Here is a 16,166-nt window from a genome sequence, read left to right on the forward strand (position 1 = left end):
GAACAGCGCAGATTAAGAAATGGATAGAAATACACTGACGGGCCTGGTTTTAATTTTTGTCATCATTGCAGGTTCTTTCTACTTGCTACAACCTTCGGACGAAGAAATTAAACGTGAGCGCCAGTTGCAAGATTCGCTTGCCAACACACGGAATGCCATTGAAAATGTATCACAAAATCGCACCGATACCGCGGCAGCAGCAAATACACCTGTAATTGACTCCGTACTGCTAAGCGGGCCCTTTGGGCAAGCGATTGACGGCGAAGACCGGATTGTTACCCTGGAGAACGAGAACATTAAAGCTACAATCAGTACGAAAGGTGGCCGGATAAAATCCGTCGAGCTCAAAGACGAGAAAACATACGACGGGCAACCACTGGTTATGTTTGACGGTGAGCACAACAAATTCGGCCTCTTTTTCTCGGCAGCAGGCAAAAACATCATCACCAACGACCTGTATTTTACTACAGAGGGCAATAACATCCATGTAACGGGCCAAGACTCGGCATCGGTGACGTTCCGGCTGACGTATGCCACTGACAAGTACATAGACTACGTTTACTCCATCCGCGGCGGCGACCATAATGTTGGTTTCACCATCGTAACAAAGGGTATGCAAGACGTGGTAGCACCCACCGAAAGCCAGCTGGTGCTCAATTGGGAGACGGCACTTACCCAAAAGGAGAAAGACATGGATAGTGAGCGCCAACGTTCTACCTTATATTATGCCCTTGCCGCTGATGATATAGACCATTTGAGTGTTTCCAAGGACGATAGCGAAGACCTCACCGAGCAAATCGGCTGGGTATCGTTCAAGCAGCATTTTTTCTCGAATGTTTTGGTTTCTGAGAACGGCTTTGATGGTGGGAAGGTGAATGTTTATACCAGTGCGGACTCGGATATCGTAAAACTATTTACCGCCAACCTACGCCTCGACTTCAACCGCCAAGACATCAACACCTACCCTATGCATTTCTTCTTCGGGCCCAACCAATATAAGGTTCTGAAAGCCCACGGGTACGGGTTGGAAAAACAAATCGATATGGGGTGGGGGCCCATGAAATGGATCAACAGGTTTATCACTGTGCCTGTGTTTAATTTCTTGGACAGCTTCAATTGGAGCTACGGCTTGGTCATCCTTATCCTTACCGTACTGTTGAAATCCCTGCTGTCGCCACTCACCTACCGATCATACGTATCTATGGCTAAGATGCGTGTACTGAAGCCGGAAATGGACGAAATCAAGGAAAAAGTGGGCCAAGATAACCCGACGTTGCTTCAGCAGGAATACCTCAAATTATATAAGCAGGCGGGTGTAAACCCCCTGGGTGGATGTATTCCCATGCTCTTGCAGATGCCGTTTACCATCGCATTTTTCTTTTTCTTCCCTAACCTGTTCGAATTGCGGGGCGAAAGTTTTCTGTGGATAAAGGATTTATCCACATACGATTCGGTGATTTCATTTTCACCGCTGCCTATTATCGGTGTGGATCACATTAGTTTGATGTGTATCTTGATGACCTGCGCCACATTGTTATCTACTTGGTACAACAATTCCATTTCGGGTGCTGCCAATGCACAGATGAAATACATCGGTTACTTTATGCCACTGATTTTCCTCTTCGTATTGAATAGTTTCCCGGCCGGCTTGAACTACTATTATTTCCTCTCAACGATATTTACTTTCGGACAGCAACTCGTTATCCGCCAAATGGTAAACGATGACAAAATACTGGCTATCATAGAGGCCAATAAGAAAAAACCGGAGGCTAAGAAAAAGTCGAAATTCCAGCAACGGATGGAAGATTACATGCGTCAACAGCAAAATCAGCCTAAGCCTAAACCCAAAGGAAAAAAATAGGAAAGCAACTATATAGGTTACAATTAATCAAACTTTGGCATGCCCCCACTTGGGGCATGCCAAAGTGGTTTAGGGCATAGCGAAATAGCGGAAGAGGTAATACAGCGCCCAGCCTGTAAACGCGATGATCAGTACCCATACCCACGAAGGGATACTCTGCGGCGTTTCGCTACCCTCGATGAGGAACGATCGGTTGCCTTTGCCATATGCATTGATCATGATGGGGATTACCCCATCCACTACGGCATCTTCGGTTATTCCTTCCACATCAATTGCCGGCCCATTTCGTACAACGAACGGGATGACCCGGATACCTTCCTTGCCTGTAGGGTCTTTCCCTACGATTTTCAGCGTATGAGGGCCGTCTACCAGCTTTCTGGTATCCAATTCGAAATTGATCGGCGACATCACCTCCGCAATGGGTTGCGGATGATCATCGAGAAAAATGCGTATCTTACTTTTACCTTCCATAATCAATCAAGGTCTAATATATTCCGTTTGATGTGGTCGGGCGTATCTTCCCCGGGCCTCACCAGCCACTTCATGGAGTAATACAGTGTAACCAGTACAATCACCGTTATCACTCCAACAATGAGGTAATCCCAGTTATTGTCGGGCCCGGCACCATGGGCAACTCCGCGCAGTACCTTAGGCTGTTGTTTTTCACATACGGGACATGCCCACCCGGCAGTTGCGGCCACTAATAGCAGCAAGGTCAAGGCTGTTGCCTTCAGATTACTACGTTTCATCTTTTGTAACATGATCGTTTATATTATTCGCTGGCACCTTGTGCCAGAAAATCCATAATTTCTTTAATCTCATCCTCGGTTACCTGTGCACCAGAATTGCCCCAGCTTGTCCTTTCGTGGTTAATGATAGCAGTTACCTCCGCAGGAGTAAGCTCCATCATGGTACCGATACCGGGCATTGCCGCAAATTCGGGCCGTGCATCATAACCGTTCATGATAATATCCACATACAGCTCCAGGTCGTCCCCGTTTACCACGGTGCTTTCGGTGAGCGAGGGGAACGCACCGGGCAGGCCCTGGCCGTTGGCTTGGTGGCAAGCTTGGCAATGGGTTGCATACAGTAGTCCGCCATCTAGTCCGCCGGCATCTTCTCCCCCTTCAGCTTTAGCTTTCTCCCTGGCATAGAGAAACTCCGGCGTTGGCCTTCCATCGGGCAGCGGCACTTGCTTGAGCGATTGTAAGTAGGCTACCAATTGCAAGGCTTCTTCCGTAGCAACCACCTTGCCCTTTCCGGGCTTAAGGTACGCATCGGGCACATTCACCACCACATCACTGTCTGCGGGAAATGCCTTGTACTCAAACAGCCAGGGATATGCCGGCATTACCGAGGCTTCTACCACGATGCGTGGGTTGTAGAGGTGTACCAGGTTCCACTCCAAGCTGGGCTGTCTGTTACCCACGTCGGTGAGGTCGGGGCCCGTACGTTCAGTCCCCATCAGCGTGGCGGTGTTCCGCCATACGTCGGTACGTTTGATACCGGCATAATCGGCCGCTACGCTTGGCCGTTTACCCCAAGGCCTATCCATATCCACATTACGCACCTGCTGGGTATGGCAGGCCACGCAGCCGTTGGCAATAAAAATCGATTTTCCCTTCTCAGCCGCCTCACTCAGCGGCTCATACCCCGGCAGGGGTGCGTTTTTCTGCTGGTTGTGTAGCGCTGGAAGGATGGCTACGAACAATGTCAGCACAAAGAACAACAAAAATGCCGCAGTAAAAAGCTTTCTATGATCATTAAAAAATTCCATCTTCTATTGGAGTATTATGCTGTCTGTCAAGTCGCTGAATTAATCCTGTTTGGCATGCTGGATTGCCGTCTCCCTGATATCGAGTGTCTCTCTATCCACCGATAGCATTCTGTACATATTATATGCAAAAAACAGGTGTGACAACCACATTAAGCTGCCACCTATTGCCCGCCAGAGCCAATAAGGCATCATAAACGTCACACTTTCAATGAATGGTTTGCCATCCATCCACATCAGGCCCTTCAGTGTGCTGCCATACATCAACGGCACGGTGTAAAACATCAGCCCGATCAATGCCATCCAGAAGTGCGCACCCACGGTAGACTGGGGTGCCTCACGGCCGGTCAGCCTTGGTACTAATGCATAGATTGCCGCCCATAGGAAGAAGCTGATGATACCATACATGGTAAGGTGCGAGTGTGCTACCGTAAAATCGGTAAAGTGCCACAATAGATTGGTATATCTGAATGCCTCGGCAGTACCCTGTAGCGATCCGGTAAAATAAAAGATGATACCGATGAGAAAAAACGGAAGCGTATAGCTGTCTTTAATCTTATACCAACCGCCTTTGAAAGTCAGCAAAAAGTTGGCAGTACCGGCCGCGACGGGGATAACCATCCCCATGCTACCTACAATGGCCACCGTTTGCAGCCACCAAGGTATGGCACTAAAGACGAAATGGTGGGTACCTATAAGTGTGTAAAAAAGGATCTGTGTCCAGAAGGCCAAGATACCCAAGCTATATGAATAAATAGGCCTATTCAACTGCTGCGGCAGGAAATAATACACTACACCCAGCATAAACAGCATAAACCACATGCCTACCCCTTGGTGCATGTAGTACCCCTGCACGATTGTTTCGCCCAGACCATTTTGCCACCACGGGATATACGCCACGATGGATATCACCAAGGCAAAAATCACGGCCGAAATAATGTACCAGTTGGAAATATAGATTTCATGGGTCTTTCTTCTTGCAACGGTCTTGAGGTAATTGATTAATGTGAGTACCAGACCGATGCCAAACAACAGCATGATGGGCCAGATATACTCCCGATACTCGCCTCCGCCATTATTAATACCAGCCATCAACGACAATGAGCCTAATATCACTGCCGCATTGATGAGGTAAAACGAGTACCACCCCATTTTCAAACTGGCTATCGCCACGTTACTTACACGGGGCACAACATAATATCCCAAGCCTATCATGGCCAGTGAGGCCCATCCCCAGAATACCGCATTGGTATGCACCGGACGTAAGCGCCCGAAACTTAGCCAACTCACTTGGTCGGCATCGGGCGCGACAAACTTGATGCCTAAATATTGGCCTACAGTGGTCCCGAAAAGTAACCAAAAAGTAGCAGCTATTAGATACCATACGATCAGTTTGGTAAGTTGCGGATCGATATTGGGCCGTGGTTGTGCTTTTTTCTTCACGGCAACAAAAGGTAACCCTGAACTTTCGCGGAGCCTGATTACTCCCAGATGATCGGTAGGCTTTTCAGATCCCGACAACTCATTATTCGTAAGCTTGAAGTCCAGAGCTTTCTTCCTTTCTACCAATTCACGTTCGGCAGCCTCACTATCTACCTCACGCAGGTACGCCGCCAGTTCGTCGGCCTCTGCCATATCCATCTTCTTTCGGTACCGCTTCAGCACGCGTGAGGCCTTGCCGACCATGATCACAAAACCCACGAGAATCGGTATAAGCAGCAGCACTATAGTAATGATAATACCCGCCTGACCCAAAAGGGATTCGCCCTGACCATTGCCGGCAGGCTGTGCCCATGACATCAAACTGAGTGACGACAATAAAAGGACAAGTGTTGCTTTCCGCAAGGAATCGTCGCCCGAGGCTGTATGCTTTTTGTGCCGTTCGCGGACGATTGCGATCAATCGGCCGAGTTGGTGGGTATCCAATTGCTGGAGGTACTTGCTATACCCCGATCGTCCAACTGCATTCCGGCGGTCAGCTATTCGTTTAATGTTTTCGATACGATGCAATAGCCATATCGAAAACAGTAGAATAACGACCACTGCCACCAGTGAAATCAAAATAATCACCTCCGTACGATTAAACGTAAACGAGAACGGGCGCATCTCCCCCTGTGCAAAGAGGAATACCGGAAACAGCACCAATAAAACAATGCATGTAACTAATGATGACATCTTAACCATACCCAAACCTAACTATATTAATACCTTTTTATCCTCTATATATACACGGCTAACTATAAGAAACCTTCCCGTCGCCGTTTAATCTCGCCTAAGGAATGTCAACTTGCTGTCCAACTCCTCAGTGAATGAACCGAGCTTTGCATTTTCAAGCATATTCCGCATTTCTTCACGAATAACCTTGAATTGGTAGTGGATGGGGCATGGCTTCACTTCAGAACATTGTTTCAACCCCAGTCCACAACCATAAAATATTTTCTCGCCATCCACCGATTTTACTATCGTGGCCAAAGAGCTTTCAAGCTGCTCTTCATTCAAGAAAAAACCACCGTTGGGACCCTTCGTGGAGAGCACTAACCCTTTGCGGCTCAAATCCTGTAATATCTTTGCGATGAATGATTCCGGTGAATCTATCTCCTTACTAATTTCCTTGATACCAGCTTTCTCCCCTTCCTTGGAACGCTTGGCGATAAAAATCATCGCTCTAATCGCATATTCACATGTTTTTGAAAACATCTTCTACTTAGATTGCGGGCAAATATACAAAACAATGAAATAAAAGATAAAAAACTCTTTTTTTATTTTTTACGTGATGGAACCTCATACAAACGCGCTGAATCCGGTGATTGACCGGCCTACAATCAGCGAATTGATTTCTTTCGTTCCTTCGTACGAATAAATCGCTTCCGCATCAGCGAGGAAGCGCGCAACATCATATTCCAATAAAATACCGTTACCGCCCATCACCTCCCTGGCTTGGCTTACAATATCGCGGGTGCGTAGTGTACAAAACACTTTCGCGAGCGATGCGTGTTCATCGCGCAGCATACCGTTATCCTGCAATTCAGATAAGCGATATACCAATGTTTGCATAGCGGTAAGGTTAGACAGCATCTCTACCAAATGGTTTTGAATCAATTGGAACGATGCGATAGGCTTACCAAATTGTTTACGTTTACGGGTATAATCGAGGGCATTTTCGTAAGCTCCCCTAGCACACCCTACCGCCATCCAAGCCACACCAGCGCGGGTAAGCTGAAGGACTTTACTAGTATCTTTGAACGAATTGGCATGCTGCAACCGGTCACTTTCCTCTACCAGGCAATCCGTCATCGTAATCAAACCATTCTGCACAATCCGCAGGGCCATCTTTCCCTTTATCTTCTCTACTTCAAAACCGGGGGTACCTTTGCGCACTAGGAACCCTTTCACCTCCCCGTCGGCCAAGTCTTTTGCCCAGATGACGGTTACGTCAGCAAATGTGGCATTCCCTATCCACTTCTTCTGGCCATTGAGCAACCAGCCATTTTCCGTTTTACGGGCCGTAACGGTAAGTCCGCCGGCGGCACCCGATCCCACCTCGGGCTCAGTGAGGCCGAAGGCACCGATCAGTTTCATCTGCTGCATAGCGGGCAACCATTCCTGCTTCTGCGCATCGGAACCGCAAAGGTATATCGACCCCATGGCCAAGCCACTCTGCACCCCGAAGAACGTGGCCACCGATGCATCTACCCGAGCAATCTCCATGGCAATAATCCCCTCCATCAACGATGATTTACCGGCACAGCCGTAGCCATCATAGGTAAGGCCACAGATATTCAGCTCAGCCAACTTCGGGATAATCTCAAATGGAAACTCATCACGCAACCAATAGTGGTTTACCAGTGGACGTATCTCCCGCTCCATAAACTCACGCACCTTCAGTTGCAGTGCGCGGTCTTCCTCGCTGAGCCGCATGTGCAGCTCGTAGAAGTCACCATTGATGGGTGGCAATTCGCGCTTGGGCTGTCCGCCCCGGAGCATTCTCATCAGTGCGTTGAACTGGTTGTCGTCCAACTTGGAAAATGCATCCATCACTCTTGGCAGGTTTACCTTCTGGGATAACTTATCCAGTTGCTCGAAATCAATGCGCTTAAACAACTGGTATGCCTTTTTGATTCTCGAAAACATAATTTTTTGTTTTTTTGCCGTTTGCCTAAATCTAGTGTCTGTTGTCCAGTGTCTAGTGTCTAATGTCTAATGTCTAGTGTCTAATGTCTAATGTCTAGTGTCTAGTGTCTCAAATCTCAAGTCTCAAGTCTGTATCACCCCCACGTTGAAAGGCCTTTCAATCGGTGCCTGGTTGGCTGCTTCGATTCCCATCGAAATGACTTTCCGGGTATCCAACGGATCGATGATCCCATCTACCCACAGGCGTGCCGCGGCGTAGTAAGGCGTTGTCTGTTGATCATACCGCTCGGTTATTTCCTTAAGCAGCGCTTCCTGTTGCTGCTGATCGACCTCGGCTCCGGCATTCATTAACGATACAGTCTGGATTTGGAGCAAGGTCTTCGCCGCTTGGCTGCCCCCCATTACCGCGATCTTGGCCGAGGGCCAAGCAAAAATAAGCCGCGGATCGTATGCTTTCCCGCACATGGCGTAGTTGCCCGCCCCGTATGAGTTTCCGATAACGATGGTAAATTTGGGCACCACGGAATTGGCTACCGCGTTGACCATCTTAGCGCCATCTTTGATGATACCGCCCTGCTCAGCCCGGCTCCCTACCATAAACCCCGTTACATCCTGCAGGAAGACCAGCGGTATTTTCTTTTGGTTACAATTCATGATGAAACGGGTGGCCTTGTCCGCAGCGTCCGAATAGATGACACCGCCAAACTGCATCTCCCCTTTCTTGCTTTTCACCACTTTTCGCTGGTTGGCTACCACACCTACGGCCCACCCCTCTACGCGGCCCAGGCCGCAGATGATGCTTTGGCCGTAGCCGGCCTTATATTCTTCAAAGTCGGAATCATCCAGCAGCCGGCGGATGATTTCATCCATGTCGTACGGTTTCTCGCGCGAGGCGGGCAATATGCCGTAGATTTCCCGTTCGTCCAATTTCGGGGCAGCTGGCTTTATCCGGTCAAACCCGGCGTCTTTCGGCTTGCCGAGCTTGTCCATGATGCTGCGGATGGCTTCCAAACACGTTTTATCATCCGGTTGTTTGTAGTCGGTTACGCCCGATATTTCACAATGGGTAGTTGCGCCCCCCAGCGTTTCGTTGTCCACCGACTCACCGATGGCCGATTTAACGAGATAGGAGCCTGCCAGGAACACCGATCCGGTGCCGTCCACGATCATGGCTTCGTCGCTCATGATCGGTAAATAGGCACCACCGGCCACGCACGACCCCATGATGGCCGCCAATTGCACAATTCCCTCACTGCTCATGCGCGCATTGTTGCGGAAAATGCGTCCGAAATGTTCCTTATCGGGAAAAATCTCATCCTGCATGGGCAGGTACACGCCTGCGGAGTCTACCAGGTAAATGATTGGCAGCCGGTTTTCCATGGCAATCTCCTGTGCACGCAGGTTCTTCTTGGCCGTCATCGGGAACCACGCTCCTGCCTTTACGGTCGCGTCGTTGGCCACCACCACACACTGGCGGCCGGCCACATAACCGATACCCGCGACCACGCCGGCCGATGGGCACCCCCCATGTTCGGCATACATGCCCTCGGCAGCCGTGGCACCGATTTCGAGCCAGGGCCGTTCGGCATCAAGCAAGTGGTTGATCCGCTCGCGTGCCAGCATTTTCCCTTTGGCTTTCTGCTTTTCCGCTGCCTTGGCGCCACCTCCTTGGTACACGTTCTTCAACCGGTGCTTAAGTGCCGCCAACGCTTGCTTGTTCACATCCTCATTTTGGTTAAACTCAAGGTTTATCATGGTTCACAAGATACGGCATTTTTTTTATCTCGGTACTTTTTTACTTTTTTGGGTTACCTTTTGGCTCAAGTGGTATTAAAACGTAATTAAACAGGTTTGTTTTAAACATCAAAAAGGAAATTAACATGAAAAATGCATTCAAATTCGGTTTTTTAGGTTTGTTCGCTGCTGTAGCTTTCGCTGCTTGCAACACCACAACTTCTGAGAGCGAAGACACTGCCGATTCGTTGGCAACTGAAATCGAAGCACAAGTTGACGCTACCACCGATTCTATCGATTCACTCGGTGACGCTGCGATCGACTCGTTGGATTCGTTGGTAAACTAATTAATCGGATTGAGAAATTAGAAAAGGGGCTCCGCCGGTTGGCGGAGCCCCTTTTTCTTTGGACTTAATACCGATATCCATTTTATTGATACTATTTTACAATCAAGCCACCAATCTCTTGCTTTATATGCATAAAATCGGTAAGTTAGCATTACTAACGTAATACACCCGCATTATGAAAGCAGTAGAATACAGGTTGCCCAAGGAGTTTGACAAGTCGTTCATCGTGTTTACCGAGCGTGGCACGTATTTCCCCTGCCCCTGGCATTACCATCCCGAATATGAGTTTGTACTGGTCAACAAAAGTACCGGTAGGCGCATGGTGGGCGACCATATCGGCCACTTCAATGAGGGTGATTTGGTATTCATGGGCCCTTCCCTCCCGCATGTATGGGTCAACGACGCCACCTACCTAGAGGGCAAAGCGCAACAGGAGGCGGATGCCGTGGTTGTCCACTTCGTTGAGGATTTCCTTGGTGAGAACTTCCTTTCCTTACCCGAATTAGAGCCCCTTAAAAAGATATTGGATTTATCCAAGCGTGGGTTGGTGATTACCGGGAAGACCAAAAACGAAATCAACAGCCGGATGAATGGTATGATCGGTGAGAGCGGTCTGAGCCGATTGTCGTCGCTTTTCGCCATGTTTGATATCCTGGCCCACAGCACGGAGTATGAGCCACTGGCCAGCCCCACCTACATGCAGCACACGCAGGGCTACTATTCCGATCGGTTCAGTAAAATCACGGATTACATCCTACGCAATTACCACCGCGATATTACACTAAACGAGGTCGCTTCCGAAGCCAGCATGGCCATCACCACGTTTTGCAACTTCTTCAAGGAGCATTACCGGATGACGTTCGTTGAATACCTCAACACCATCCGTATCGGCCACGTTTGCAAGCTGCTTGCCGATAGCGATGACAACGTGGTTACCATTGCCTATGAATGCGGGTTCAACAACCTCGCCAACTTCAATAGGCAGTTCAAGCGGCTAAAAGGCATGTCACCCAGCGAATACCGGAAAATGCTTATCCCGGCTTCTGCGTGAACATTAAAAACCCACACTCCACACCAATGTTTTCATCGCTCTCAAAAAACTTTCGATAGTTATCCCGCAAGGATAACAGCGGTTATATTCATGCAAACGTGCAATAAAAACCAAACATACTTGAACTTTATTACATTATGTAGGCAATATTAAAGTATGTTTGAAAATATTGACTGATTGCGATGTGGTACAGCGGAATATCCCATTTACCATTTAGGTTAATTCCAACACTATATCGTCGGTATTGACCAGGGTGCCTGCCTCCAGCTCAACCCTCTTTACCGTACCCGCCACAGCAGCCGTAACGGTAGTTTCCATCTTCATTGCTTCAATAACAAAGAGTGGCTGATTTACCGCTACTACATCGCCGACGGCCACAAACACCGCGGTCAACATTCCTTGCAACGGTGAGCCCACGTGCCGGAGGTTGGAAGCATCCGCTTTTCTATTTTCTTTCCGCACAACCTCCGATTGCCCATCGCGTATTTCCAGATTACGTGTCTGTCCATTTAATTTGAAGAATACCGTACGATTACCGTCAACATCTGGTGGACCGATAGATACCAACTTCACCAGCAGTGTTTTTCCCTTTACAAGCTCTACGGTCGTTTCTTCGCCGGGTTTCATACCATAGAGGAAATACTGCGTGGGCACCACAGAAACATCACCGTATTTTCGATAAGCAGTTAAATAGTCTATAAATACTTTCGGGTAAAACTGATAACTCAGGTAATCCGTAAAGGTAAGATCTTCCCCATATTCCCTTCGGAAGCGTTTGAAATCCAAATCGAGATCCAGCAACGGCAGGTGTTTGTTGGGGCGGTCGGAATAGGCGCCTTGTTCTTTCAATACCATCCGTTGTAATTTAACTGGAAAACCACCTTCGGGTTGACCGATGTCTCCGCGGAAAAAGGACACTACCGAATCGGGGAACGAAAGGCTACCACCCCGTTGTAATACATCTTCCCCGGTTAGGTTGTTTGCCACCATGTATTGGGCCATATCACCAACCACCTTAGAGCTTGGCGTTACTTTGACAATATCGCCAAACAATCGGTTCGCTTCTGCATAACTGCGTTTAATCGCATCTATTCGATCGCCCAAACCAAGTGCATTTGCCTGTTGCTTCAAGTTGGAGTATTGCCCCCCGGGTATCTCATGACTGAACACCTCGGCCGATCCAGCTTGCATCCCCGATTCGAAAGGGCTGTAATAAGTCCGCACGGCTTCCCAATAGTCGCTATATGCATTCAGACTGCCAATGTCAAAAGGATTTTCCCGTTCATGGAAACGCATCATCTCTACAACCGCATTGAAATTGGGTTGGGAAGTTAAGCCAGATAGCGCCCCTAATGCACAGTCGACCACATCGACTCCCGCCTCAATAGCCTTCAGATAGGTAGCTGTCTGCAGAGACGACGTATCATGCGTATGGAGGTGAATGGGTATTTTTACCGCATCCTTCAATGCCGTTATGAGTTCCGATGCGGCATACGGCTTCAACAAACCAGACATGTCTTTGATGCCCAACATGTGGGCTCCGGCGTTCTCCAGATCCTTCGCCATTCGCAAGTAATACTTGAGATCATATTTCGTACGCTTCACGTTCAAGATATCGCCGGTATAGCATAAAGTCCCCTCGGCAATGCCCTCCGTACGTTTCCGAACCATTTCGATGCAGGGAGCAATATTTTCCATCCAATTGAGTGAATCGAAAATGCGAAATACATCCACGCCTGTTTCCCAACTCTTTTCCACGAATGCTTCGATGAGGTTATCTGGATATGCGGCGTACCCTACGCCATTACACCCGCGAATAAGCATCTGCAGCAGGACATTAGGAATCGCTTCGCGCAATTTTGCCAACCGTTTCCAAGGATCTTCCAACTGGAAGCGTAGGCATACGTCAAAAGTTGCCCCACCCCACACTTCCATGCTGAATGTCTGGGGGTGCGCTTTCGCGAACCCGGAGGCGACTTTTAACATGTCAAATGTGCGGACTCTGGTAGCAAGCAACGATTGATGCGCATCGCGCAGGGTCGTATCGGTATAGTGTATTCGCTGATCATTCACTAGCCACTGGCATAATCCGTCTGGGCCGGACTCGGTCAGTCGATCTTTGGTTCCTTTCGGGGAGCGCACCTGTTCGTCGACGGTAGGTATCACCGGTTGGTCCAGTTTCGACGGCCGTACCGCCCCTTTGGTATCGCGGTTCCCGTTTACCGAGATATCCCCGAGAAAGGCCAGCAACTTGGTACCACGATCTTGCTTACCTGTAGACTTAAACAGTTCCGGATGTGTAGCGATAAACCCCACCGTGGCCTCTCCCGATAAAAAGAGGGGGTGGGTTACCAAGTTCTCCAGAAATCCAATGTTATTTTTCACACCACGGATACGGAACTCCCGCAATGCCCGGTCCATCCGTTTAGCGGCTTCTGCCAGTGTATTGCCGTGAGTGCTGACTTTCACCAACATCGAATCAAAGAATGGGCTCACCTTCATTCCCGGATAAGCGCTGCCTTCATCCAACCGCACACCGAAACCAGCTGCATTGCGGTAGGTAATGATTGTGCCGTAATCGGGCTTAAAACCGTCTGACGGATCTTCCGTCGTGATGCGGCATTGTATGGCAAACCCATTGAGTGGGATGTCGTTCTGTTCGCCCAACCCCACTTGCTGGTCGGACAGTTTGTATCCGGAAGCGATGTACAGTTGCGTTTTTACCAAGTCAATACCAGTCACCATTTCCGTCACGGTGTGTTCTACCTGAATACGTGGATTCACCTCAATGAAATATACCTGTCCATCAGCATCCACCAAAAACTCCACGGTACCTACATTGTCATACCCCGCCGCTCTGGCGATGGCTACGGCATAAGCATATAGTTTCTCGCGGGTTTCAGCACGCAGGTTCGCCGCCGGGGCTACTTCCACCACCTTTTGGAACCGACGCTGCACCGAGCAGTCGCGTTCGTAAAGGTGCGTCACGTTTCCATGATGATCGCCCACCACCTGCACTTCGATATGTCGCGGATTTTCTATATATTTTTCCAAGAAAACCGTGCCGTCGCCAAAGGCGTTCAACGCCTCGTTCTTCGCGCTCGCAAATGCAATGTTCAATTCACTGTCATTACGTATCACCCGCATTCCTCTCCCACCGCCTCCTGCCGCGGCTTTGAGCATCAACGGATAGCCGATGCGCCAGGCTTCAGATAGCGCTTTCTCAACAACATCCAACGTTTCGAGACTACTGCCAATTGTAGGCACCCCGGCCTCTTGCGCCGCCGATTTAGCCCGCACCTTATCCCCAAGCATATCCATCACTTCTGGTGACGGGCCTATAAAGACAATCCCTTCTTCTGTACATCGGCGGGCGAAACCCGCATTTTCAGATAAGAAACCATACCCGGGATGAATAGCATCCGCACCACAATTCCGGGCAATAGCGACAATCGCATCAATATCCAGATACGGCTTAAGTGGTTCGCTATCTAACCCAATCTGGTAAGCTTCGTCAGCCTTGTATCGGTGTAGCGAGTACCGGTCTTCAAAAGTATATATGGCTACCGTTCCAACACCCAATTCATTACACGCACGGCTAATCCGGATAGCAATCTCGCCGCGGTTGGCGATGAGTACTTTTTTTATGTCCATATCGTTTTACCTATAAGGTTATGCTTGTTCACAAACCTGCTTCTGCTCTCCGAGTCCATCCACACGTAGTTCCACCACGTCGCCCACTTTCAGGTAATGTGGTGGCTTCATTCCCAGACCAACGCCGGCGGGTGTACCTGTCAGGACCAGGTCTCCAGCTTCGAGTGTCATGAACTGCGACAGGTAATGGATAATATGGTACACATCGAAAATCAGGTTTTTGGTATTCCCATCCTGCATTACCTGCCCATTTACGCAGAGTTGCAGGCGAAGGCTATGGACATCCGGCACCTCATCCGCAGTAAGCAGCCAAGGTCCCGTAGGGCTAAAGTTATCGCATGATTTCCCCTTTGTCCACTGCCCATCACGTTCCAGCTGGAAAGCGCGTTCGGATACGTCGTTGACAACGCAGTATCCTAAGATATAGTCTTTTGCTTCCTCTTTGGTTTGCAGGTAGCGCGCCTCTTTGCCTATTACCACGCCCAGTTCCACTTCCCAGTCTGTTTTCTCGCTGCCACGCGGAATGATAATCGAATCATAGGGGTCCACAACGGTGTTCGATCCTTTCTGAAAAACAATCGGTTCTTCTGGAATCGCCATGTTCGATTCCCGGGCATGATCTGAATAGTTCAACCCGATACAGATAACTTTTCCCGGGCGGGCAATGGGTGCTGCCCAGCGCTCCTTTTGGTTCACCGCAGTTGGCCGCGGGTTGATAGCCAGGAATTCGCGCAGTTTCTCCATGCCGCCGTTACTGAAAAAATTCCGGTCCCAATCTTTAAAGCGGTCAGAAACGTCCCTTCTCGTGTTGTGTTCGTCCAAAATACCCGGACGCTCCGCCCCCGGGTTACCAAAACGGATTAGTCTCATAATGATGTAAACTTATATCGTTGCCTATTTTTTTATCTTGTTACGCGCCAATTCCCAAAAGTAAATAAGCCCACCTCGTGTAGCCCTATAACGGCAATATAAGATGCTATTTCGATAAGATTTGATAACGTAGCCGTGCAGCATTCCCCGATGCGCACGCCGGTTTGCGTGAGCATTAAAAACAACAAACCCCGGCCGAAGCCAGGGTTCGTTGTACCATCAAATAGGCATGCTTATCGCTTCCACAGACGCCATACGAGATAAATAACGCCACAAACGACCCCCAGCCACACCCACCAGGGAATTTTCAGTAGCGGCGAAACATCAGCCTCCTGCTGCTTCATACGCGTATCCCGTTGTACGGCGGTATGTTCACGCGTTGCCGCCAAGGCTGCCGAGCTATCCACAACAGCAATCGCTACGTCTGACTCGGCCGCCGCTATTCTCCCGCTATTCCGGTGGATGACCACCCGTTCGGCCTGCCCCACGTAGCCGCTATCGACACTCAACCGGAAGGTGCCTACGGGGATGATCTCTGCCACGTTACTCGCATATTCCAGCCGGATGCTGGCCGAGCTCGTCTGCTCAAGCCGACGCAACCGCCTTTCCTGTTTAGCCGTCTGCCCTACGCGGGTATGCAACGCCGTCCGTTCGTTGGTCGACTGCTTCCGCGTAGCGCAACCGGCCAGCAGACCAATCAATATGGCCACTATGCGCACCATAACCTTTATCGCCTCCATCGTC

13 protein-coding genes are annotated in these 16,166 nt (G+C 49.4%); 3 read left to right on the forward strand and 10 right to left on the reverse strand.

Annotated features, from left to right (window positions below; translation table 11 throughout):
• The first annotated feature begins 19 nt into the window (after positions 1 to 19).
• Positions 20 to 1,861: a membrane protein insertase YidC gene (gene yidC, locus NGM62_RS02995; protein WP_262245712.1), complete on the forward strand. Its 1,842-nt coding sequence runs from the start codon at positions 20 to 22 to the stop codon at positions 1,859 to 1,861.
• A 69-nt stretch (positions 1,862 to 1,930) separates the two neighbouring features.
• On the opposite strand, the gene NGM62_RS03000 is transcribed toward yidC, so the two are convergent.
• The 7 genes from NGM62_RS03000 to NGM62_RS03030 form a co-directional block, all read right to left on the reverse strand.
• Positions 1,931 to 2,332 carry a cytochrome C gene (locus tag NGM62_RS03000; RefSeq protein WP_262245713.1) on the reverse strand — a complete coding sequence of 134 codons (402 nt, stop codon included), beginning with the start codon at positions 2,330 to 2,332 and terminating at the stop codon, positions 1,931 to 1,933.
• Between the two features lie 2 nt (positions 2,333 to 2,334).
• Entirely contained in the window at positions 2,335 to 2,610 is a 276-nt protein-coding gene (locus NGM62_RS03005) for a hypothetical protein (protein WP_262245714.1), read from the reverse strand.
• 23 nt (positions 2,611 to 2,633) lie between these two features.
• Positions 2,634 to 3,638: a cytochrome c gene (locus tag NGM62_RS03010; protein ID WP_262245715.1), complete on the reverse strand. Its 1,005-nt coding sequence runs from the start codon at positions 3,636 to 3,638 to the stop codon at positions 2,634 to 2,636.
• A 39-nt stretch (positions 3,639 to 3,677) separates the two neighbouring features.
• Positions 3,678 to 5,810 carry a cbb3-type cytochrome c oxidase subunit I gene (locus NGM62_RS03015; protein ID WP_262245716.1) on the reverse strand — a complete coding sequence of 711 codons (2,133 nt, stop codon included), beginning with the start codon at positions 5,808 to 5,810 and terminating at the stop codon, positions 3,678 to 3,680.
• Positions 5,811 to 5,897: 87 nt separating this feature from the next.
• Positions 5,898 to 6,332, reverse strand: coding sequence for an RrF2 family transcriptional regulator (locus NGM62_RS03020; RefSeq protein ID WP_262245717.1), 435 nt, complete (start codon positions 6,330 to 6,332; stop codon positions 5,898 to 5,900).
• Positions 6,333 to 6,416: 84 nt separating this feature from the next.
• Positions 6,417 to 7,766 (reverse strand): acyl-CoA dehydrogenase family protein, encoded by a 1,350-nt coding sequence (locus NGM62_RS03025; RefSeq protein ID WP_262245718.1) that lies wholly within the window; start codon positions 7,764 to 7,766, stop codon positions 6,417 to 6,419.
• A gap of 123 nt (positions 7,767 to 7,889) precedes the next feature.
• A complete protein-coding gene (locus tag NGM62_RS03030) occupies positions 7,890 to 9,518 on the reverse strand; it encodes an acyl-CoA carboxylase subunit beta (RefSeq protein WP_262245860.1) in 1,629 nt (542 codons plus the stop codon).
• Positions 9,519 to 9,646: 128 nt separating this feature from the next.
• Between NGM62_RS03030 and NGM62_RS03035 the strand changes: the two genes are divergently transcribed.
• Positions 9,647 to 9,847 (forward strand): hypothetical protein, encoded by a 201-nt coding sequence (locus NGM62_RS03035; RefSeq protein ID WP_262245719.1) that lies wholly within the window; start codon positions 9,647 to 9,649, stop codon positions 9,845 to 9,847.
• A 175-nt stretch (positions 9,848 to 10,022) separates the two neighbouring features.
• Positions 10,023 to 10,898, forward strand: a complete 876-nt coding sequence (locus NGM62_RS03040) for an AraC family transcriptional regulator (protein ID WP_262245720.1) — start codon at positions 10,023 to 10,025, stop codon at positions 10,896 to 10,898.
• 213 nt (positions 10,899 to 11,111) lie between these two features.
• On the opposite strand, the gene NGM62_RS03045 is transcribed toward NGM62_RS03040, so the two are convergent.
• The 3 genes from NGM62_RS03045 to NGM62_RS03055 all read right to left on the reverse strand — a co-directional run bounded on the left by NGM62_RS03045 (position 11,112) and on the right by NGM62_RS03055 (position 16,162).
• Complete coding sequence (locus NGM62_RS03045) at positions 11,112 to 14,552, reverse strand: pyruvate carboxylase (protein WP_262245721.1); 3,441 nt, start codon at positions 14,550 to 14,552, stop codon at positions 11,112 to 11,114.
• Between the two features lie 18 nt (positions 14,553 to 14,570).
• A complete protein-coding gene (locus NGM62_RS03050) occupies positions 14,571 to 15,422 on the reverse strand; it encodes a fumarylacetoacetate hydrolase family protein (protein WP_262245722.1) in 852 nt (283 codons plus the stop codon).
• 233 nt (positions 15,423 to 15,655) lie between these two features.
• Complete coding sequence (locus NGM62_RS03055) at positions 15,656 to 16,162, reverse strand: hypothetical protein (RefSeq protein ID WP_262245723.1); 507 nt, start codon at positions 16,160 to 16,162, stop codon at positions 15,656 to 15,658.
• Positions 16,163 to 16,166 lie beyond the last annotated feature (4 nt).

It is taken from the genome of Parapedobacter soli (assembly GCF_025460835.1).
GTDB lineage: Bacteria > Bacteroidota > Bacteroidia > Sphingobacteriales > Sphingobacteriaceae > Parapedobacter > Parapedobacter soli.